The organism is Ruegeria sp. CDSA079 (genome assembly GCF_059612245.1).
This window is the reverse complement of record NZ_JBXWQF010000007.1, coordinates 141,913-162,700: the sequence shown is the minus strand read 5'-3', so window position 1 is coordinate 162,700 and position 20,788 is coordinate 141,913. Positions and strand designations below refer to the sequence as shown.

The window sequence follows — 20,788 nt, the reverse complement described above, 5'->3', positions numbered from 1 at the left end:
GGCTTCTAAAAAGTGGTCTGTTTCCAGATCAGTCCGCCGTTAACAGCGGAGGCTTGTCGCCTGGAATGCGCCGCTGATCCGGACCCATAATTTCAAGATCCAGCTCGCCCTTCTTGATCGAGACACGAACCACACCGCCTTTGGCCAGCTTGCCGAACAGCAGCTCCTCGGCCAGAGGTTTCTTGATGTGTTCCTGAATCACACGACCCAGAGGACGCGCACCCATTTTGTCATCATACCCTTTGTCGGCCAGCCACTCAGCAGCTTTGGGTGTCAGATCGATGGTCACACTGCGATCCAGCAGTTGCGCTTCAAGCTGCAAGACGAATTTCTCAACCACTTGCAGGATGACCTCTTTTGGCAGCGGTGCGAACGAAATCACAGCATCCAGACGGTTGCGGAATTCCGGCGTAAACATGCGCTCAATCGCAGCGGTGTCTTCGCCTTCGCGACGGTCGCGACCGAAGCCGATGGCTGCTTTGGCCTGTTCCTGCGCGCCCGCGTTTGAGGTCATGATCAGAACCACATTGCGGAAGTTCACGGTACGGCCGTTGTGATCCGTCAGCTCACCATGGTCCATCACCTGCAACAGGATGTTGAACACGTCCGGATGCGCTTTCTCGATTTCGTCCAACAACAGAACGCAATGCGGATGCTGGTCGACACCGTCGGTGAGCAAACCACCCTGATCAAACCCAACATAGCCCGGAGGTGCGCCGATCAGACGGCTGACCGCGTGTTTCTCCATGTATTCGGACATGTCAAATCGCAGCAGCTCGACACCCAGCGTATCCGCCAGCTGTTTCGCCACCTCGGTCTTACCCACACCGGTTGGACCAGCGAACAGGTAGTTGCCGATGGGCTTTTCAGGCTCACGCAGACCAGCACGGGCCAGTTTGATCGCGCTGGATAGCGCCTCGATGGCCAGATCTTGGCCAAACACCACGCGTTTCAACGAAGCTTCGAGATCTTTCAGCACCTCGGCATCGTCCTTGGTGACGTTCTTGGGCGGGATGCGGGCGATCTTGGCGACGACTGCCTCAATCTCCTTTACCCCAATGGTCTTGCGACGCTTGCTTTCAGCGACCAGATGTTGCGCCGCGCCGGCCTCATCGATTACGTCGATGGCCTTGTCGGGCAGTTTGCGGTCGTTGATATAGCGGGCCGACAGCTCCACCGCAGTCTTGATCGCATCGGCGGTGTATTTGATGTCGTGATGCTCTTCAAAATAGGGTTTCAGACCGCGCAGGATTTTCACGCTGTCTTCGACCGAAGGTTCATTCACATCGATTTTCTGGAACCGGCGGCTCAGCGCGCGGTCTTTTTCGAAATGCTGACGGAACTCTTTGTAAGTGGTCGAACCCATGGTGCGCAGCTTGCCGCCCTGAAGCGCAGGCTTCAGCAGGTTCGAAGCATCCATCGCCCCGCCCGAGGTTGCACCGGCACCGATCACGGTATGGATTTCGTCAATGAACAGAACCGCGTCGGGGTGGTCTTCCAGCTCTGTGACGACCGCCTTCAGACGTTCTTCGAAGTCACCGCGATAGCGAGTTCCGGCCAGCAGCGCGCCCATGTCCAGTGAATAGATCGTGGTGTTGGCCAGCACATCGGGGGCCTGTCCGCCGATGATCTTATGCGCCAGACCTTCGGCGATGGCGGTTTTACCCACGCCGGGATCCCCCACCAGCAGCGGGTTGTTCTTGCGGCGACGGCACAGCACCTGGATGCAGCGTTCCACCTCGTCCGAGCGTCCGATCAACGGATCAACATCACCCGCCCGTGATTTCGCGTTCAGATCGACGCAGTATTTCCCCAGCGCGCTTTCTTTCTGTTCGGTTTCGCCAGATGTGGTCTGAGCGTCTTCTTCCACCTGATCCGCACCGGATACCGAGCGGCTTTCGCCATAAGCGGGATCTTTGGCCACGCCATGGGCGATGAAATTGACCGCGTCGTAACGGGTCATGTCCTGCTCTTGCAGGAAATAGGCGGCATTGCTTTCGCGTTCGGCGAAAACGGCAACCAGTACGTTGGCGCCGGTCACTTCGGTCCGGCCCGAGCTTTGTACGTGGATCGCGGCGCGCTGAATGACGCGCTGGAAGGCTGCCGTTGGAACGGCTTCGGACCCGTCGATATCCGTGACCAGATTCGACAGATCTTCGTCGATGAATTCCACCAGAGTGCTGCGCAGCTCGTCCAGATCGACGCTGCACGCCTTCATGACGCGCACCGCATCGGGTTCTTCCAGAAGCGCCAGCAGCAGATGCTCTAGCGTTGCAAATTCATGACGCCGTTCATTCGCGGCCGCCAAGGCCGCGTGGATGGCTTGTTCCAATGTGCTCGAGAATGAAGGCACGCGGGTGCTCCTCTGTATTGGGTCAGAAGGGGGCGAGCTTTCGGCCGGAACCCCATCCCAACCATGTCCTCATACTATTAGAGTTTGGTTGATCGTGCCCCGGCTTCAAGGGTTTTCTTGCTCTTGACAGTCACATTTGTTGTGACCGTGGCCGTGAAGAGGGGCAAATAGGCATCAAAACCGGTCTTTTCTACCCCGGATGTCCGCAAAAACGACCTCAGGGTTTGCGCCAACCATGCCCAAGTGTGCCTGAATCGCTGGGTCGGTTGCCCTCAGGAAAGGATTTGTGGCCTTTTCCATCGCCAGAATCGACGGAACGGTCGCCTTCCTGGCGGCACGTGCTTGGTCAATCTCGGCGATGCGCGCCTTGAGGTCGGCGTTGTCTGGATCGATCGTAATGGCAAATTTGGCGTTGGACTGTGTATATTCATGCCCCGAACAGACCAGAGTGCTGTCTGGTAGGGCGGCCAGTTTGCTGAGTGAATCCCACATCTGTTCTGGTGTGCCCTCGAACAGACGTCCGCAGCCAAGCGCCATAAGGCTGTCGGCGGTGAACACGGCGGCACTTTGCGGCATGTAAAAAGCGATATGCCCGACTGTGTGGCCGGAAACATCAAGAACCTGAACCGGCTCACCTCCGATGTCAAAGCTATCGCCCTCGGCCACTTGCAGGTCCAGCGGTGGCAGGCGATGGGCATCCGCTGCAGCCCCGATGACCTGAGCCGGGTGTTTTTCCAGAATCCCAGCCAGCCCATCGACGTGATCCCAGTGGTGATGGGTCAGAAGCACGTGGGATAACGTCCATCCGCGTTCTTCCAGCACTTTCAGGATCGGTCCGGCCTCGGGCGCGTCGATCAACGCGGTCTGGCCATTGATGCCGTCATGGGCCAGAAAGGCGTAGTTGTCGCTGAGGCATGGGATTGTAACGATCTCAAGAGGCATGGCTTTTTGCCCTTTCATTGCTAGACTGCGCCCAGCTAAGCCGATTGACCGGATGTCCGCAATGCATCTTGATGTGCAGGATCTGAGGAACTTCTACTACCGCAGTACGCTGGGGCGTGCGGCGCAAGCGGCCATTCGCGGACGCCTGAGCGAGCTTTGGCCCGAAGCAAAAGGCCAGACGGTGGCCGGATTTGGCTTTGCCGTGCCGTTGCTGCGCCCCTACCTGGCGGATGCACGCCGGGTTATCGGCCTGATGCCCGGCCCGCAGGGCGTGATGCCCTGGCCTGCCGGGATGCCAAATGTTTCCGTTCTGACCGAAGAAACGCTCTGGCCGATTGAAACCGGTCACGTGGACAAGCTTGTCGTGATGCATGGGCTGGAAACGTCAGAGAGGCCGAACCAGCTGCTGGACGAATGTTGGCGTGTTCTGGGCCCCGGCGGTCGAGCTGTGTTCATTGTCCCGAACCGGGGGGGACTCTGGTCGCGGACAGACAAAACGCCGTTTGGCTACGGGCGCCCCTATACCGCCACTCAGCTGGAAAACCAGCTCAAGGCGCATCACTTCCTGCCCGAGGCGCATTGTTCGGCCCTGTACAGGCCTCCTTCCTTCCGCCGCTTCTGGTTGAAATCCGGCAGTTTGATCGAAAAAACCGGGCAACGGATTCCTACTGTCATGGCTGGGGGCGTGCTGATGGTCGAGGTCAGCAAGCACATTCGTCCGCCCAGCGGCAGCGTGACAAAAGACGCAGTCAAAAAACCGATCAAGGCGCTGGACGGTTTGTTGAAACCTGCGTGACAATCGCTGACATTCCGAAGCGACAAAATTGCGGGAAAAAAGTCACAGGAATCGCAAAAACCTGCATATTCGTAACATTTTTCAACTGGGCCAATGTGTTCAAACCGTCGCACTTGGCGTAAGTACATGAAAATTAACAATTTGTGGATAATTCTGTTACCGCTATAGCGTATTGCTTGGTTGGAACACCTCTGCTACATCCCCGGTGATTTTGATCCCCGCCCTTTAAGGACGGGGTTTCTTCACGCCCCCGGGGTAGCTGCCGCACGCGAATTCGGGGCCCAAAGTATCGGAAGGGTGGACGTGTCCGAACCAGCTTCGATTTCCACTGGCATTGCCGAGCGCTATGCCACCGCGATCTTTGAGATCGCCAAAGAGAACAATGACCTTGCAGGTCTGGAATCCGGCATCAATGATCTGGCAGCAGCACTGGGCGACAGCGCCGAGTTGCGCGACCTGATCGCCTCGCCGCTGATTTCCCGCGCTGAACAGGAAGGTGCGATCACCGCAATCGCTGACAAGATGGCCCTGAACGCCATCCTGCGCAACACGCTGGGTCTGATGGCGCAGAAGCGCCGTCTGTTCGTCGTGCCGCAACTGGTGCAGGTTCTGCGCGACATGCTGGCGGACGAGCGTGGCGAAGTGACTGCGGATGTTGCCTCGGCCAAGGCGCTGACCAAGACACAACTGGAAAAACTGTCCAAGACGCTGTCCGAGCGTGTGGGCAAGACCGTGACAATCAATGCGACCGTTGATGAAAGCCTCATCGGCGGTCTTGTCGTTAAAGTGGGCTCGAAGATGATCGATAGCTCGATTCGCTCGAAGCTCAACTCCCTACAGAATGCAATGAAAGAGGTCGGATAAATGGGAATCCAAGCTGCAGAGATTTCTGCAATCCTGAAGGACCAGATCAAGAATTTTGGTCAGGAAGCCGAAGTGGCCGAAATCGGTCGCGTGCTGAGCGTCGGTGACGGGATTGCCCGTGTATACGGCCTGGACAACGTGCAAGCCGGTGAGATGGTCGAATTCCCCGGCGGCATAATGGGCATGGCGCTGAACCTGGAAAGTGACAACGTTGGTGTTGTTATCTTCGGTTCCGACCGTGACATCAAAGAAGGTGACACTGTCAAGCGCACCAATTCGATCGTGGACGTTCCGATCGGTGACGAGCTGCTGGGCCGTGTTGTTGACGGTCTGGGCAACCCGCTGGACGGCAAAGGCCCGATCAACGCTTCCAAGCGTGGTGTTGCAGACGTAAAAGCGCCGGGCATCATCCCGCGTAAATCGGTTCACGAGCCGATGGCAACCGGCCTGAAATCGGTTGACGCGATGATCCCGATTGGCCGTGGCCAGCGGGAACTGATCATTGGTGACCGTCAGACCGGTAAAACTGCCGTTGCTCTGGACGCGATCCTGAACCAGAAAACTTACAACGAAGCAGCTGGCGACGACGAGTCAAAGAAGCTGTACTGCGTTTACGTCGCGATCGGCCAGAAGCGTTCGACCGTTGCACAGCTGGTGAAGAAGCTGGAAGAATCCGGCGCGATTGACTACTCGATCGTTGTGGCCGCCACCGCGTCCGACCCGGCGCCGATGCAGTTCCTGGCACCTTACGCCGCAACCGCGATGGCCGAATACTTCCGCGACAACGGCCGCCACGCGCTGATCATCTATGATGACCTGTCGAAACAGGCTGTGTCATATCGTCAGATGTCCCTGCTGCTGCGTCGTCCGCCCGGCCGTGAAGCCTATCCTGGTGACGTTTTCTACCTCCACTCCCGCCTGCTGGAGCGTTCGGCGAAGCTGAACGAAGACTTCGGTGCGGGCTCGCTGACCGCACTGCCGGTTATTGAAACTCAGGGTGGTGACGTTTCGGCGTTTATTCCGACCAACGTGATCTCGATCACCGACGGCCAGATCTTCCTCGAAACCGAGCTGTTCTATCAGGGCATCCGTCCTGCTGTGAACACCGGTCTGTCGGTTTCGCGTGTCGGCTCTTCGGCTCAGACCAACTCGATGAAGTCGGTTGCCGGTCCGGTTAAGCTGGAACTGGCTCAGTACCGCGAAATGGCTGCGTTTGCGCAGTTCGGTTCCGACCTTGACGCCGCGACCCAGCAGCTGCTGAACCGTGGTGCCCGTCTGACCGAGCTGATGAAACAGCCTCAGTACTCACCGTTGACCAACGCTGAAATCGTCTGCGTCATCTTCGCTGGCACCAATGGCTACCTGGACAAGATCGATGTATCCGAAGTTGGCCGCTACGAAGCTGGCCTGCTGGCGCATCTGCGCGGCAAGCACGCCGACCTGCTTCAGTGGATCACCGACGAAGATCCCAAGATCAAGGGCGACGCTTCCGACAAGATCAAGGCTGCGATTGACGAATACGCCGCAACCTTCGCTTAAGGGAGAGGCGGGCACATGCCAAATCTTAAGGATCTTAAAAACAGGATCGAGTCGGTCAAATCGACCCGCAAGATCACCAAGGCCATGCAGATGGTCGCGGCTGCAAAATTGCGCCGCGCCCAGGAATCTGCCGAAGCCTCTCGCCCCTACACCGCACGGTTTAATGCCGTGATGGCGGGGCTGGCGGCATCGGTCGGGGGCAGCGACAGCGCCCCCAAACTGCTCCGTGGTACGGGCAGTGATGATGTCCATCTGCTGGTTGTCATGACAGCAGAACGTGGCCTGTGTGGCGGCTTCAACTCGAACATCGCCAAGCTGGCCCGTGCCAAAGCTTACGAACTGAAGGCCAAGGGCAAGACGGTTAAGATTTTGACCGTTGGCAAGAAAGGCCGCGATGCGATCAAGCGTGACTATGGCGATCTGTTCGTCGGTCATGTCGATCTGAGCGAGGTCAAGCGTCTGGGATATTCCAACGCGCAGGACATCGCCAAAGACGTCCTGTCCCGTTTCGACGCGGGTGAGTTCGACGTAGCCACGATCTTCTACTCGAAGTTCGTCAACGTCGTGAGCCAGATACCAACGGCGCAACAGATCATCCCTGCCTCGTTCGAGGATATCGAAGGGGACGACAGCGGCGCGGTCTTCGATTACGAGCCCAGCGAAGAGGCCATCTTGGCCGATCTGCTGCCTAAAGGGGTTGCGACTGCAATCTTCTCGGGTCTGCTTGAAAACGGGGCCTCGGAACAGGGTGCACGGATGTCTGCGATGGACAACGCGACACGCAACGCGGGTGAAATGATCGACAAACTGACGATCCAGTTCAACCGCTCGCGTCAGGCCGTGATCACCAACGAGCTGATTGAAATCATTTCCGGCGCCGAAGCGCTGTAGAGACAAACCGGAGACGAAACATGGCGAATGCAAAAGGCAAAGTCACTCAGATTATCGGGGCCGTCGTCGACGTGCACTTTGATGATGAGCTGCCTGAAATTCTGAACGCGCTGGATACCACCAACAACGGCAAGAAGCTGGTTTTGGAAGTAGCACAGCACCTGGGCGAAAACACTGTCCGCACCATTGCAATGGACGCAACCGAAGGTCTGGTTCGTGGCGAAGAAGTCACCGACACCGGCGCACCGATCGCGGTTCCGGTCGGCAACGCGACTTTGGGCCGTATCCTGAACGTTGTGGGTGAGCCCATCGACGAAAAGGGCCCCGTCGAAACAACTGAAACCCGCGCCATCCACCAGGAAGCACCGGATTTCGCGGATCAGGCAACTGAATCCGAAGTTCTGGTCACCGGCATCAAGGTTGTTGACCTGCTGGCCCCTTACGCCAAAGGCGGTAAGATCGGCCTGTTCGGCGGCGCCGGTGTTGGCAAAACCGTTCTGATCATGGAACTGATTAACAACATCGCCAAAGTGCACTCGGGCGTGTCCGTGTTCGCGGGTGTTGGTGAGCGGACCCGTGAAGGCAACGACCTGTATCACGAGATGATCGAATCCGGCGTTATCGTTCCTGACAAGCTGGAAGATTCGAAAATCGCCCTGGTCTATGGTCAGATGAACGAGCCTCCGGGTGCGCGTATGCGGATCGCTCTGTCGGGTCTGACCCTGGCGGAACAGTTCCGTGACGCAACCGGCGCCGACGTTCTGTTCTTTGTCGACAACATCTTCCGCTTCACGCAGGCGGGTTCCGAGGTTTCGGCTCTGCTGGGTCGTATTCCTTCCGCTGTGGGCTACCAGCCGACGCTGGCGACCGACATGGGCGCGATGCAGGAACGCATCACCTCGACCAAATCGGGCTCGATCACGTCCGTGCAGGCCGTTTATGTTCCTGCGGATGACTTGACCGACCCTGCGCCGGCCACGTCGTTTGCGCACTTGGACGCGACTACCGTTTTGAACCGTGCGATCTCGGAAAAGGGTATCTACCCGGCCGTTGACCCGCTCGACTCGACTTCGCGTCTGCTCGACCCGGCTATCGTTGGTGAAGAGCACTATACCGTTGCGACTGACGTTCAGCAGATCCTCCAACGCTACAAGTCGCTGCAGGACATCATTGCCATCCTTGGCATGGATGAACTGTCGGAAGAGGACAAACTGACCGTGGCCCGCGCCCGTAAGATCGAACGTTTCCTGTCACAGCCGTTCGATGTGGCCGAGGTTTTCACCGGTTCGCCCGGTGTTCAGGTTCCTCTGGATGTCACCATCGCGTCGTTCAAGGCCGTTGTGGCCGGCGAATACGATCACCTTCCCGAGGCGGCCTTCCTGATGGTTGGCGGCATCGACGAAGTGATCGCCAAAGCGGAGAAGATGGCCGCAGAAGCCGCCTAAGGAGCACACCTGATGGCAAACACGATGCAATTCGACCTCGTCAGCCCCGAGCGGAGCCTAGCTTCGCTCAGCGCGACCGCGGTCCAGATTCCCGGCGCGGACGGGGACATGACGGCGATGCCCGATCATGCCCCCACCATCACCACGCTGCGCCCCGGTCTGCTGAAGGTTGAGGCACCCGAAGGGTCCAGCGAATACCTGGTCACCGGCGGGTTTGCCCAGATCAACGGCGACAGCTTGTCGGTTCTGGCCGAAAAGGCCATTCCGGTAGCGGAAGTGACCCGGGCGCATCTGGACGAGCTGATCGAAGACGCCCGCGCCTCGCACGAGGCTGCCAAGGGTGGCGATGATCAGACCATTGTCGACGACGCGGCAAAGCTGCTGGCCGACATGGAAGCGCTTGGAACACATATGAGCCTTTGAAGGGCTTATCCGTAAAAAATTTGAGCGGCCTCGCATTTGCGGGGCCGTTTTTTTGTCGTGCTTTTGCCGAATTGCCGGGATAAGTTGCGGGAATTCAAGAATAATGATGACATAATGAAAAAGTTCCTAACCCATCCCATTGGAATTGATCAGGGTGAAGACGTCCTGTTTTCGGAATTTGCCGAAGGCGGCGAAATGTGGACGGGGCAGGGGCCTCGTGAACGCCGCACACCCATTCAGTTCAAAGAAGCCTTTCGCACTCCGCCCGTAGTACAGATCGGAATCTCGCTTTGGGATGTCGACACGTCCTCGGCTCTACGCGCCGAGGTTCAGGCCGAAAACATCACCACCGAGGGCTTTGACGCAGTATTTCGAACTTGGTCCGACACTCGGATTGCCCGCATCCGCGCAAGCTGGACAGCGATTGGAGAGGTGGCACACCCGGACGACTGGAACATTTCCTGACCCGGGTTAGCCGTGTTTTCAAGCGTTCTAACTGCAGCTTGTAACTTAGTCTTCTTGCGTTTCGATCATATCCACTCGCGTTGCGTGGCGACCGCCTTCGAACTCGGCGCCTAGGAATGCGTCCACGATTTCCAGCGCTTGACCTTCGCCGACAACGCGCGCGCCGATCGACAGCATGTTGGCGTCGTTGTGCTGGCGGATCATACGGGCCGAGAATGCGTCTGAACACACACCGCAGCGAATGCCCGGCACTTTGTTTGCGGCCATCATGATGCCCTGACCGGTACCGCACAGGATGATGCCCAAACTGCAATCGCCCGATACGACAGCTTCAGCTGCCGCTTTGCCGTGCATGGGGTAATGTGTGCTTTCGGGCGTCGTCGGGCCGATATCGACCACGTCCCAGCCTTGTTGGGCGATGTGTTTTGCCACGGCCTGACGCAGATCGATCGCGGCGTGGTCACTGGACAGGACAATGCGTTTGCTTGCGGTCATCGGAGGTTTTTCCCCTCTTTCGCGGATCCACGCACATGCCGGTGAGCAGCGGGCAGGGCGGATCAGATTTCGAAAAGCAAAAGGGCGGCTTGTCTGGCCGCCCCTCAGAACTCAATCCATCTGGTACATGGATTCGTAGATCGGCGTCAGCGTTTTGTCTTCGAACAGCGAAGACACGCTGGTGCCGTTCCAGATGTTCAGGATCGCCTGAGTAAAGATCGGCGCGGTAGGCACGATGCGGATGTTCTTGGCCTTGGCAATCTCTTTGGTCGGCTGGATCGTGTCAGTCAGAACCAGCGATTTCATCACCGAGTTGGTGACACGCTCGACCGCAGGGCCGCTCATGACGCCATGCGTGATGTAGGAGTGAACCTCTTTCGCGCCGTTATCCAGCAGAACTTGTGCCGCCTTGCACAGCGTTCCGGCGGTGTCACACATGTCGTCCACGATCAGGCAGATCTTGTCCTTCACGTCGCCGATCACTGTCATCTCTGCCACTTCGCCTGCTTTCTCGCGGCGTTTGTCCACGATCGACAGGGGCGCGTTAATCCGCTTGGCCAGCTCGCGCGCACGCGCCACGCCGCCGACGTCGGGTGAAACCACCATGATCTCATCCAGGCTGTCCTTGAACTGGTTCTTTACGTCCAAAGCAAAGATCGGCGAGGCATAGAGGTTGTCGACGGGCATATCGAAAAAGCCCTGAATCTGCGCTGCGTGCAGGTCCATGGTCAGAATCCGTTCGATCCCTGCACCGGTCAGCATGTTGGCCACCAGCTTAGCGCTGATTGGCGTCCGGGCTTTGGTGCGGCGGTCCTGACGGGCGTAACCGAAATAGGGGATCACAGCCGTAATCCGCTGGGCTGATGACCGGCGCAGCGCATCGGCGATGATCAGCAGCTCCATCAGGTTGTCATTGGCCGGGTTCGAGGTCGGCTGGATAATGAACATATCTTCGCCGCGTACGTTCTCGAACACCTCGACGAAGATCTCGCCGTCATTGAAGCGTTCGACGCGCGCATCGACCAGACCCTGGTCAACGCCGCGATACAGGCTCATGCGGCGTGCGATGGTTTTAGCAAGAGGAAGGTTGGCGTTCCCAGCGATGAGCTTGGGTTCGTGAAGTGTCGGCATCGGCTGAAGGTCCCCGGGCAGCAATGGCAATGTGACAGATTCGTGATGTTGACACCGCTTAGCATGGCCTTAACGTCCCGCAAAGGTAACGCAGCGGAGAAAGTGAACATGACCCGGATTGACTACTATTTTGCGACAATTTCACCCTACACTTATCTGGCCGGAAACCGACTGGAAGAGATCACGGCGAAACATGGCGCGACCATCAATTACAAACCGCTGGACATCATGGCCCTGTTCTCGCGCACCGGAGGTACGCCACCGAAAGACCGTCATATCTCGCGCATCGAATACCGCGCACAGGACTTGTTGCGCCAAGCCAAACGTCTGGGTTTAGATTTCAACCTGAAACCCATGCATTGGCCGACCAATATGGCGCCGTCCTCATATGCGGTGATCGCTGCGACAAAGGACGGGTCTGGGGATGTGGGCAAGCTGTGCCAATTGATCCTGCGCGCTTGCTGGGCCGAAGAGAAAGACGTGGCACAGGACGACGTGATCCGCGATTGTTTGGCAAATTCCGGCTTTGATCCAGATCTGGCTAACAGCGGATTGCTGGTCGGTGCCGAAACCTATGCCGCCAATCTGGAAGAGGCCGTGGATCAAGGCGCGTTCGGTGCGCCATTCTATATCACGCCAGACGGTCAGCGGTTCTGGGGTCAGGACAGTCTGGATGATTTGGATCGGCATCTGACCGAGATGAAGGAATGACAGCCGCGGCCGCGGCGCGATCGGTATTTGTCCGAAGGCTGGGGAAGGGGGAGCGGAAACTGCTTGCCCTCCACTGCACGATTGCGCATTCCGGTGCGTGGTCGGGCTTGGCCAACATGCTGAGCGGTGACGCGACCTTGATTGCCCCGGACATGCTTTCGCATGGAAAAAGCCCTGATTGGGACGGACAGAGTGACTTCTTTGACCAAGTGACCAATCCGGCCGCGGCCCAGTTGTCCGAACGAATGGATTTGATCGGTCATTCCTTTGGGGCGATGATTGCGTTGAGGCTGGCGATAGAGTACCCGGAAAGGGTACGCAGCTTGATCCTGATCGAACCCGTGTTCTTTGCTGTCGCGAAGCAAGATGCGCCACTTCTGTTCGAGCAGCACGAAGAAGACTTCAAGCCCATAAGCGCGGCCTTCAAAGCAGGTGACAAGGTTCTGGCCGCGCGACTGTTCAACAGGATGTGGAGCACCCAGATCAGCCCCAAATGGCCTGATTTGCCCGAACGGACAAAGGCTAACATGGTGCGCGGGATAGGTGCCGTTCCAGCAGTGCACTCTGCGATCTATGACGATCAGGCGGGGTTGCTTTCGCCTGGAAAGCTCGATCGTTTGTCGATGCCGGTCCTGTTGCTGAGCGGGTCGGAAACGCATCCCGTGATGCAAGCGATATGCGAAAGCTTGCAGCAACGGCTGCCAGGCGCGCGTCATGAGGTGGTAAGAGGGGCGGGGCATATGCTGCCCATCTCACACCCAAATGAGACCAGCGCGCTGCTGCAGGAGTTCTGGCTATCTAACGCCTTATCTTCGGTTAAAGCAGATTGAGAAACTGATCGATCTCAGCCGACCCGATGGACCAGTCGCAGACCAATCGGCAGGCGAGACTTTCGTCGTCATTCTCGCCTTCCAGCTCATCCCCCCAGAGGTGATAGATCGCGCCCGCCTCATGCAGCTGTTTGTGTTTCGCGCGTGGGAAAGCGGCAAAGATCATGTTGGCCTGCGGCTCGTGCAAAAATTCAGCACCCTTAGCACGCAAACCATCGGCCAGCCGGGCACAGTTTGCATTGGCCTGACGCGCCGAATGCAGCCACAGGTCATCCTCAAGATAAGCCGCCATCTGAGCGGACAGATAGCGATGTTTGGAAAACAGATGCGCCCCGCGTTTGCGCCGCAGCTCAAACTCCCAAGCTTTGCTTTCGTCGAAGAACACCACCGCTTCAACACCCATCAAACCGTTCTTGGTGCCGCCAAAGCTGACCGCATCAACGCCCGCTTTCCAAGTCATGTCAGCCGAGGAACAATTCAGGGCGACAAGCGCATTGGTGAATCGTGCACCATCCATATGGACGGGCAAGCCATATTCTTTTGCGATCCCACACAGCGCCTGCAGTTCTTCCAGCGAATAGACCGATCCACGCTCGGTCACCTGTGTGATCGACACAGGCCCGCGCTGCGGTCCGTGCACTCCGCGCGTTTCTTCGCCCAGGATCGACCCGCGCAACGCATCGGGGGTCATCTTGTCGCCGCCGGGGACAAGGGTCAGCTTGGCGCCAGTGTAAAACTCGGGCGCGTTGCACTCGTCTTCATGGATGTGGGCGACCGGAGAGCAAAAGATCGTTTCCCAGGGATTGGACAGGGTCGCCAGAGCCAGCGAATTTGCCGCCGTTCCTGTCGCTACCAGATAAACGGCAGCGCCGGGGGCCTCAAAGATGCTGCGGATGCGATCGCGCACCTCATTCATCATTGTGTCGGCGCCATAGGCCATCTGATAGCCCTGATTGGCCTCGGCCAGGTTGGTCATGACCTGAGGGTGAACCGGTCCGGAATTGTCAGACGCGAAATACATCAGCTTGGCTCCTCGATGATATAGTCTTCCCACTCTTCCATGGGGGTTTCGAACTCGGACACCGTGCGCCCCTGAACCGAGACACCTGCCGCGTGCACGCTGTCTGGCGAACCCGATATCAATGGATGCCAGTCGTAAAGCGGCTTGCCTTCCCACAGCAGACGATACGCGCAGGTTTGCGGCAACCAATAGGCGTGTTCGTCGATATTGTCGGCCGTCATGACGATGCATTCAGGCACGAATTGGTGCCGGATGTCATATTGAGTGCAGCGGCAGCTTTCATCGTCCAGCAGACGGCAGGCAACGCAGGTCAGGGCAACTTCGCCCGAGTCCTCATCTTCCAGCTTGTTCAGGCAGCATTTACCGCAGCCGTCGCACAGGGCCTCCCACTCGCGCTGGTTCATCTTACGCAGCGGTTTGCGTTCCCAAAACCGGGCAGGCAGGCCCGCGCGTTCAATCGGATCAGCGCTCATAGGGCGGCCAAAATGCCTTGGGCTTTTTCGCAATCGGCATTCATCTGCGCGATCAAACCATCCAGCCCGTCAAATGTCATTTCAGGGCGCAGAAAATCGATCAGGCCCACCGAAAGGGTTGCTCCATAAAGATCGCCCGAAAAGTCGAAAAGGAAGGTTTCGATATTGGGCACTTCGCCGTGAAACATCGGGCGCACCCCGACCGAGGCCGCACCGTGATAGCTGCCCTGATGCGGGCCATCCAGCACGTCGACCAATACGGCGTAGACTCCGAATTTGGGCGGGTGCAGCCCTTCGATGGACATGTTTGCGGTGGGAAAGCCCAGCTCCCGCCCGCGCTGCTCACCACCAATTACTTCGCCCTCGATCCTGTGCCAATGGCCCAACATCGCGGCAGCGTCCCTTGGGCGGCCCTCGCTCAGCGCGGTTCGGATGGCGGTTGACGAAACAACATTCTTGGACCGTTCCATCAAGGGGGCAATTGTCACGCCGAATCCCATCTCGCGCCCGAACCGCACCAGATCATCGGCGGTACCGCTACGGCCTTTACCAAAGCAGAAATCGGACCCCACAACGACATGAGACAGGCCCATCCCGTCACAGATCACATTGCGCGCAAACTCTTCCGGGGAAAGCCCTGCCAGTGCCGCGTTGAACGGCAATTCATACAGTTTCTGTACGCCCAGTTTTTTCAGCCGGTGCGCCCGCGCATTTCCCCTCATCAACCGGAACGGAGGAGAGGCAGGCGCAAAAAATTCACGCGGATGCGGCTCGAAAGTCATAACACCCAGCGGCGCGTCGGGGGCCGATTTACGGGCCAGTTCTATGACCGATTGGTGCCCCATATGGACGCCATCAAAATTCCCGATCGCCACGCTGGCACCGCGGTCTGTTGGCTCTACAAACTGAAAGTCTCGGATGATCTGCATGCGAAGTGGGTACTGTTCATACAACCTATGTTCAAGCACCTCATCCACGTGCTGAACAAATTCCTGTGTGGGTTGATGCACGTCTCTCTCTCATCAGGCATACACAAAGGGGTCCTAGATCGATTTCAACCTTGATCGAACGTACTTTGTCGCGGATCGGAAATGGCTGGGCCCGGCAGCCTCGGCCCATCGACCTACTGTCCAGTTGTTGTGCGCGCCTTTCATTGGATCGCCGTAAAGCTCAGCATCGGAACAGGATTGAATTAACGCGTTCAACTTCTCCTCCGCTTGGTCCAAAGCCGTCACCGCCTCGCCCCAGGACAAACGCGCCTGTTTCTGACGGAGTTCTGCATTGTAGCGCCGCAGCTCGTTCCATTTGTAACCTTCGGCCGGGAAGTGGACCTGTTTTCCGGCCAGACCGTCAGCATACCAACCCAGAAAGAGGTCAATCCAATGCGCACGGTGCCCGATCACATCTTTGATCGAAGTGTCTTCGTCATCTTTGCGCCGGGCATCTTTTACCGAAACGGCGGAAATCAGTGCTTTCAGTTTGGAATATTCTTTTTGGGTGATACTCAGCAGTTCTGCTTTGCTTGTCGCGGCCATGGATCAACTCCAACGCAGACTCTCAATGAATGCGTTAGAGTCTATCGGTTTCCGACCTTTTTCAAATGACGCAGATCAACTGCGCCCTGCAGTCCCGTGACTTGGTGAAACTTTGAAAAACGTTGGTCAGTCGAACTTGCGCGACGGGGCAAGCACCATCGCTTCACCGATCAGAACCTTCTTACCTTCAACCGAGCAGTGGCAGTCCAGCTTGACGCGGCGCTTGGAAAAGTCGATGTCGACCACTTTCACCTCGGCATAAACCATGTCTCCCGGGCGCACAGGGGCCAGGAACTTCAGGGACTGACCCATATAAACCGTGCCATGGCCGGGCAGTTGCTCGCCAATCACGGCCGAGATCAGGCCCGCCGTCAGCATCCCGTGGGCAATACGGCCCTCAAAGATCGTATCGCGGGCATAGTCGTCATCCAGATGCACCGGGTTCCGGTCGGTGGAAACCTGAGCGAACATCTCGATGTCCTCATCCGTCACCACTTTGCGCAGGTGGCGGGACATGCCCATTTCGATGTCTTCGATACAGATCGTTCCGCGTGGAAGATTATCCAACATGTTGCCCTCACTCGAAATCGGCCGTGAAAGAAAAAACCATCATTTGGCCGAGGTTGGCAACTTTATTACTTCGCAACTGCAGAAAATCAAGTCTTTTCTGACTAACGTAAGCGACCGATTGTATAGGTTGGATTAATCTTTTCCTTTTCAATATAAGCAGTTAGAGATTCATGGTGCGGATGATGCGACGTTTTTGTCTCGGCCGCGGCCAGTCCGCCTGAGATGAACAGAGAATCAATACCCTCTCCCATGCCGCCCAGAATGTCCGTATGGGGGCCGTCTCCGATCACAAGAATGTCGCCATCGGGAATATCATTACCCAATTCCTGCAGTCTCCGGCGGGCCAGGTCATAGATCGGCGGATGCGGTTTTCCGAAATACAAGCTCTCGCCGCCCATTTCGGTATATAGCCTGGCCAAAGCACCAGCGCACCATTCCCGCACTTCGCCCCGGTCAACAACGATATCAGGATTGGCACAGAGCAGTTTCATGCCCATCTGCTTGGCGTACAGGAAATCGGGCCGGTTCACATCAGGGTCGGCCATCGTGTCGAACGGACCACAGCAGACAATGCCTTCGGCTTCTTTCAGCGGTACGCGCTCAATGTGGATGGGGTGATGCAACAGCTTGAGCGGTTCGAAGAAGCCCGCATCGCGTTCCCATTCACCCATGAAATAAACCTTGTGTCCGACAGCGCCCCGGAACATCGCGGACCGCGCGGAATCCCCGCTTGTGGCGATGGTGTCATAGGCGTCCGCAGGGACGTTGAACTGCCCCAATTGCTCTGCCACGCCTGCGCGGGGTTTCGGAGAGTTTGTGACCAGCACAACAACCCCTCCCTTCGCGCGATAGGTCTGCAAAGCCGCAACAGCTTCGGGGTAGGCCGTGATGCCGTTGTGAACACAGCCCCAAAGGTCGACAAACAACGCCTTATAGCGGTCTGAGATCTCGGCAAGCGAGGAAACGATCTGGGTCATGGGGGCCTCTGGGTCTGATATCGCGGTCGCGACAGCTATGGCAAAGCTTGGGCCTGAACACCATCCCGCATTCCTTTTTGCACAAAGGAATTGATGAATCTGCTACTCTTCTTCAGTAACGTCTGTCACATCCGGGGCCTGCTGGACGTTGTCCGTTCCCAGAATAACTTGCGCAGCAATCCTGCTTTGATACCGCACAATAGCAAGGTAACCGGGCCCAAGCTCATCCTGCAGCACATTCACCAACGGTGTTTCCCGCAGTTGTTCTGGGATCTGCGAGGCAACTGACGAGACTTTGTATGCAGCTTCTGCGGGAAGATCTACAATCAACCAAACATCCACCTTCTTTCGCCGCGCATTGACGTCGATACGAATGATTTCGACCGAAACCGGGTCAGCCCACTCTCGAATGGCTTCGACCAGCTGGGCCTCGGTCCGTGTTTCCAGATAGCGATTATAAGTGGACTTTCCGAGTTGCAGAACGACAACCACCAGGAACGCAAGCGCAACAAAAACGCTGGCCGTAAAGTTGAGCTTGCGTTTGCCCTTGCTGAAAACGACCGACCGCGCGGCATAGATCAGGTAAACCGTACAGGCGGAAAGGATGATCGCGCCAAGGTTGGTGGCAAACAGCAACCCTGCCTCATAGGCTTCGGCGGGTTCGCCAAAATATAACAGAACGCCCGAAGCAGAGAGCGGTGGAACCAGGGAAACGCCTATTGCGGCTCCGGGCAAAAGGCTGAGTTCGGATTTGTTGATCTGAACATAGGCCCCGGCCACACCGGCGGCGAGCGCAACGATCAGGTCTTCGGTACCGGGATCGGTGCGTGCAAGCACCTGATCCGGGATTGCAATGCCGCGAGGAACATCAGCGACATAAACCATAAACCACGCCATCAGCACACAGGCCACGGCGGCCAGACAAACCGTAAGGGCCAGAACCGCTGCACGTTGCAGCCAGCCCATAACCATGGCTGCCGCCACGCCAAGAATTGGGGTCATAAGTGGCGCCACCAGCATAGCTGCGATCACGACGGCTCCGGAGTTGCGCAGCATACCCATGGTGGCGATCACGACCGACAAAGTCAGCAACATCGCAAACCGACGCCAGTAAGCAAACTTGTCTGGTCCTTCGAAGCGAAGAATACCCTTGGTTATACTGAGACTACGAACGACCATTTTGCTTGTCTGACCCGGTTTAAGCTTTGCGTCCAATACCAACCTAACAATCGATGCCGTTCTGGCAAATGCCTTGCGCGAAAGAAAAAAGGCGCCCAAAACGGGCGCCTTTCGTACTGGATGATCAAACGATCAGACTTTCAGGTTCGGAATGATCTGCTTTTTGCGGCTCATGACGCCTGGCAGGACGACGGCATCACCATCAACGGTTGCGTCAAAGCTTTTCTCGGCGACGGTTTTGACCAGATCGTTGGGAACCAGCAGCGTGGCTTCTTCGTTCAGGATATCGACCACGAACAGCAGAACCTGATCGACACCGTCCTCTGACGCCACGTCCACCATCGATGCTGCCAGGCTGGCCTTGCGGTCCAGCACGACGTCAGGCGCGGTCGTTTCCAGAACCGAGACGCGGAATTTGGTGCCGTCGACTTGGTATTCCTTGCTATCCATGCGGATCAGCTCGGCGTCCGAAAAGGACGACACGTCAGATTTCGCCGCGAACATGTCGGCTGCATAGGCCGAGATATCCAGCTCAAGCTCAGCCGCCAGCCGTTCTGCCACCGCACGGTCATGAGCGGTTGTTGTAGGCGAGCGGAATTCCAGCGTGTCAGACAGAATGCAGGTCAGAGCCGCGCCTTTGATGGCGTCGGGCATTTTGGCCGCATCTTCACCCATCAAGTCGACCATGATAGTTGCGGTGCAGGCCAGCGGGCGCACGGTGATGTCGATCGGACCTTTGGTTTCCAGACCGCCGACCAGTTTGTGGTGGTCGATGATAGCGCGAATATCCGCATCGTTGATGCTGGCGGGCAATTCAGCCGGGTTGTTGGTGTCGACGATGATCACTGGGGTATCCGCGGCCAGATCTTCGATGATGCGCGGTTTGGGCAGGTCCCAGTTATCCAGCATAAAGGCTGCTTCGGTGTTGGGCTCGCCCAGCAGAACGGGCTCGGTCTGCTCATCCTTGATCTCGTTCAAATACCACGACCACAGGATCGGCGAGCCTGTGGAGTCGGTGTCAGGGGATTTGTGGCCAAATACTAGCGTTGTCATGTCAGCGTCCTGCGGATTGGAAATTTGCGCGCGTTATAGTGTGGGTAAACGCGGTTGTCACGTCGCGGCCACCGGTCTGCGACGCTTAGTCTGCTATATGCCCGCCAATTCAGAATGCAGCCCGTTTCAGCATGAATCCTTCCTGCTCTAACTGGTTCAGCAGGCCATGGTCACCGCTAAAGTGGCCAGCCCCCACCGCAATGACGGCTGTCTGATCCTTGATCCGCAATATATGTTCCATCCAGTTGGCATTTCGTTCAACCAGCAACTGCTGTTCAAACGCCGCCCACTCGGCTTCAAACTCGGCATCGCTCAAACCGGAAAGCTCTTGCCCCAGAATACGTCCAAGCACAAAGACCTCGGCGTGTTTTTCCTCGAAATACGAGTTCGCCATGGTTTCCATCTGATCTTCGACATTCTGGAAGGTCCCGGCCATCCGCGCGAGTGATTGCGCCTGTTCCTCTATCGAATAGGCGTCGAACATGGTCATCAGGTCCTCGACACTTTCCAATGAATATTGCGGGATGCTGTGTTCTTCGGCCAGCTGCGCCAGACGTGCGTCCAACCCATTGGTTTTGTCGGGGTCCTGTATGATGCAGGCCGGCAAAGCCAGCGTCATGCTCAAAAACCAAGGGCGCATCTTGGCCCCCATCCAGCTTGGAATGCCGCGATCAGCCAATGCCGCGGAAAGGGTGGCCCATTCTTTTTCGGGAATCAGGTCGATAAGTGTGGGGCCCGAGGTGATCAGGACCGGGCTCGGGTCCGCTGCCAGTTCCCGTTCCCAGGCTTTCATTTCATCCTGGCGAATTTCAAAGTAGAAAGCATCGGCCCGTGTAAGTGTTGGCGTCAAGCGTTCGACGATGCCGTCCATCTGCGGGTAATTCAGGTGCATTGTGCCGACCAGATGCAACACAGTCGTGTCCTTGGTCGCAATCCAATGATTGCCCTCGGGATATAGAGTATCTGTCAGAGCGTCCTGCACTTCGGCTTGGACTTCGGGCGACAGATCCCCTCTCAGGTCGCGTCCCTCACAGTCAGCCTGTGCTACTGCGGGCAACAAAAGGCTTATGATGAATGGCAGCAGACGCATCGGTG

The 20,788-nt window shown here is 57.3% G+C and carries 22 protein-coding genes; 9 read left to right on the top strand and 13 right to left on the bottom strand.

Going from position 1 to position 20,788, the window contains the following annotated elements:
- Positions 1–28: 28 nt before the first annotated feature.
- Together clpA and gloB are read right to left on the bottom strand one after the other, a co-directional pair.
- A complete protein-coding gene (clpA, locus tag AC2FJZ_RS09860) occupies positions 29–2,353 on the bottom strand; it encodes an ATP-dependent Clp protease ATP-binding subunit ClpA (RefSeq protein WP_050604833.1) in 2,325 nt (774 codons plus the stop codon).
- Between the two features lie 174 nt (positions 2,354–2,527).
- Positions 2,528–3,313, bottom strand: a complete 786-nt coding sequence (gloB, locus tag AC2FJZ_RS09855; protein WP_496777332.1) for a hydroxyacylglutathione hydrolase — start codon at positions 3,311–3,313, stop codon at positions 2,528–2,530.
- Positions 3,314–3,356: 43 nt separating this feature from the next.
- On the opposite strand from gloB, the gene AC2FJZ_RS09850 reads away from it, so the two are divergent.
- The 7 genes from AC2FJZ_RS09850 to AC2FJZ_RS09820 all read left to right on the top strand — a co-directional run bounded on the left by AC2FJZ_RS09850 (position 3,357) and on the right by AC2FJZ_RS09820 (position 9,718).
- On the top strand, positions 3,357–4,091 hold the full coding sequence (locus AC2FJZ_RS09850; protein ID WP_050604884.1) for a class I SAM-dependent methyltransferase: 735 nt from the start codon (positions 3,357–3,359) through the stop codon (positions 4,089–4,091).
- A gap of 303 nt (positions 4,092–4,394) precedes the next feature.
- Positions 4,395–4,955 (top strand): F0F1 ATP synthase subunit delta, encoded by a 561-nt coding sequence (locus tag AC2FJZ_RS09845; protein WP_050604831.1) that lies wholly within the window; start codon positions 4,395–4,397, stop codon positions 4,953–4,955.
- Entirely contained in the window at positions 4,956–6,494 is a 1,539-nt protein-coding gene (gene atpA / locus AC2FJZ_RS09840; RefSeq protein ID WP_050604830.1) for a F0F1 ATP synthase subunit alpha, read from the top strand.
- A gap of 15 nt (positions 6,495–6,509) precedes the next feature.
- Positions 6,510–7,385, top strand: a complete 876-nt coding sequence (locus tag AC2FJZ_RS09835; RefSeq protein ID WP_050604829.1) for a F0F1 ATP synthase subunit gamma — start codon at positions 6,510–6,512, stop codon at positions 7,383–7,385.
- Positions 7,386–7,405: 20 nt separating this feature from the next.
- A complete protein-coding gene (gene atpD, locus AC2FJZ_RS09830) occupies positions 7,406–8,830 on the top strand; it encodes a F0F1 ATP synthase subunit beta (RefSeq protein ID WP_050604828.1) in 1,425 nt (474 codons plus the stop codon).
- 12 nt (positions 8,831–8,842) lie between these two features.
- Complete coding sequence (locus AC2FJZ_RS09825; protein WP_050604827.1) at positions 8,843–9,253, top strand: F0F1 ATP synthase subunit epsilon; 411 nt, start codon at positions 8,843–8,845, stop codon at positions 9,251–9,253.
- A 114-nt stretch (positions 9,254–9,367) separates the two neighbouring features.
- Entirely contained in the window at positions 9,368–9,718 is a 351-nt protein-coding gene (locus AC2FJZ_RS09820) for an H-type lectin domain-containing protein (RefSeq protein ID WP_496777329.1), read from the top strand.
- 45 nt (positions 9,719–9,763) lie between these two features.
- On the opposite strand, the gene rpiB is transcribed toward AC2FJZ_RS09820, so the two are convergent.
- Both rpiB and AC2FJZ_RS09810 read right to left on the bottom strand, forming a co-directional pair.
- Entirely contained in the window at positions 9,764–10,213 is a 450-nt protein-coding gene (gene rpiB / locus AC2FJZ_RS09815; protein ID WP_496777327.1) for a ribose 5-phosphate isomerase B, read from the bottom strand.
- Positions 10,214–10,324: 111 nt separating this feature from the next.
- Entirely contained in the window at positions 10,325–11,344 is a 1,020-nt protein-coding gene (locus tag AC2FJZ_RS09810) for a ribose-phosphate pyrophosphokinase (protein ID WP_298852541.1), read from the bottom strand.
- Positions 11,345–11,452: 108 nt separating this feature from the next.
- On the opposite strand from AC2FJZ_RS09810, the gene AC2FJZ_RS09805 reads away from it, so the two are divergent.
- Together AC2FJZ_RS09805 and AC2FJZ_RS09800 are read left to right on the top strand one after the other, a co-directional pair.
- Entirely contained in the window at positions 11,453–12,055 is a 603-nt protein-coding gene (locus AC2FJZ_RS09805; protein ID WP_496669408.1) for a 2-hydroxychromene-2-carboxylate isomerase, read from the top strand.
- Complete coding sequence (locus tag AC2FJZ_RS09800) at positions 12,052–12,885, top strand: alpha/beta fold hydrolase (protein WP_496777325.1); 834 nt, start codon at positions 12,052–12,054, stop codon at positions 12,883–12,885. Before AC2FJZ_RS09805 ends, AC2FJZ_RS09800 begins: the two co-directional genes overlap by 4 nt.
- Here the strand turns inward: AC2FJZ_RS09800 and AC2FJZ_RS09795 are convergent.
- The 9 genes from AC2FJZ_RS09795 to AC2FJZ_RS09755 all read right to left on the bottom strand — a co-directional run bounded on the left by AC2FJZ_RS09795 (position 12,872) and on the right by AC2FJZ_RS09755 (position 20,783).
- Positions 12,872–13,906: a threonine aldolase family protein gene (locus tag AC2FJZ_RS09795; RefSeq protein WP_496777324.1), complete on the bottom strand. Its 1,035-nt coding sequence runs from the start codon at positions 13,904–13,906 to the stop codon at positions 12,872–12,874. The genes AC2FJZ_RS09800 and AC2FJZ_RS09795 overlap by 14 nt on opposite strands.
- On the bottom strand, positions 13,906–14,379 hold the full coding sequence (locus AC2FJZ_RS09790; RefSeq protein WP_496777322.1) for a YcgN family cysteine cluster protein: 474 nt from the start codon (positions 14,377–14,379) through the stop codon (positions 13,906–13,908). The genes AC2FJZ_RS09795 and AC2FJZ_RS09790 overlap by 1 nt, the downstream gene beginning before the upstream one ends.
- Positions 14,376–15,308 carry a bifunctional riboflavin kinase/FAD synthetase gene (locus AC2FJZ_RS09785; RefSeq protein ID WP_496777394.1) on the bottom strand — a complete coding sequence of 311 codons (933 nt, stop codon included), beginning with the start codon at positions 15,306–15,308 and terminating at the stop codon, positions 14,376–14,378. Before AC2FJZ_RS09785 ends, AC2FJZ_RS09790 begins: the two co-directional genes overlap by 4 nt.
- 114 nt (positions 15,309–15,422) lie before the next feature.
- Complete coding sequence (locus AC2FJZ_RS09780; RefSeq protein WP_496777320.1) at positions 15,423–15,914, bottom strand: ClbS/DfsB family four-helix bundle protein; 492 nt, start codon at positions 15,912–15,914, stop codon at positions 15,423–15,425.
- Between the two features lie 126 nt (positions 15,915–16,040).
- Positions 16,041–16,484, bottom strand: coding sequence for a MaoC family dehydratase (locus AC2FJZ_RS09775; protein WP_496669418.1), 444 nt, complete (start codon positions 16,482–16,484; stop codon positions 16,041–16,043).
- A gap of 101 nt (positions 16,485–16,585) precedes the next feature.
- Positions 16,586–17,461: a TIGR01459 family HAD-type hydrolase gene (locus tag AC2FJZ_RS09770; RefSeq protein WP_496777318.1), complete on the bottom strand. Its 876-nt coding sequence runs from the start codon at positions 17,459–17,461 to the stop codon at positions 16,586–16,588.
- 102 nt (positions 17,462–17,563) lie between these two features.
- The gene (locus tag AC2FJZ_RS09765; protein WP_496777317.1) at positions 17,564–18,640 is read right to left on the bottom strand and encodes a DUF389 domain-containing protein; all 1,077 of its coding nucleotides are present in this window, start codon (positions 18,638–18,640) and stop codon (positions 17,564–17,566) included.
- Between the two features lie 132 nt (positions 18,641–18,772).
- The gene (locus AC2FJZ_RS09760) at positions 18,773–19,693 is read right to left on the bottom strand and encodes a manganese-dependent inorganic pyrophosphatase (protein ID WP_050604815.1); all 921 of its coding nucleotides are present in this window, start codon (positions 19,691–19,693) and stop codon (positions 18,773–18,775) included.
- Between the two features lie 109 nt (positions 19,694–19,802).
- Positions 19,803–20,783 carry a TraB/GumN family protein gene (locus AC2FJZ_RS09755; protein ID WP_496777315.1) on the bottom strand — a complete coding sequence of 327 codons (981 nt, stop codon included), beginning with the start codon at positions 20,781–20,783 and terminating at the stop codon, positions 19,803–19,805.
- Positions 20,784–20,788 lie beyond the last annotated feature (5 nt).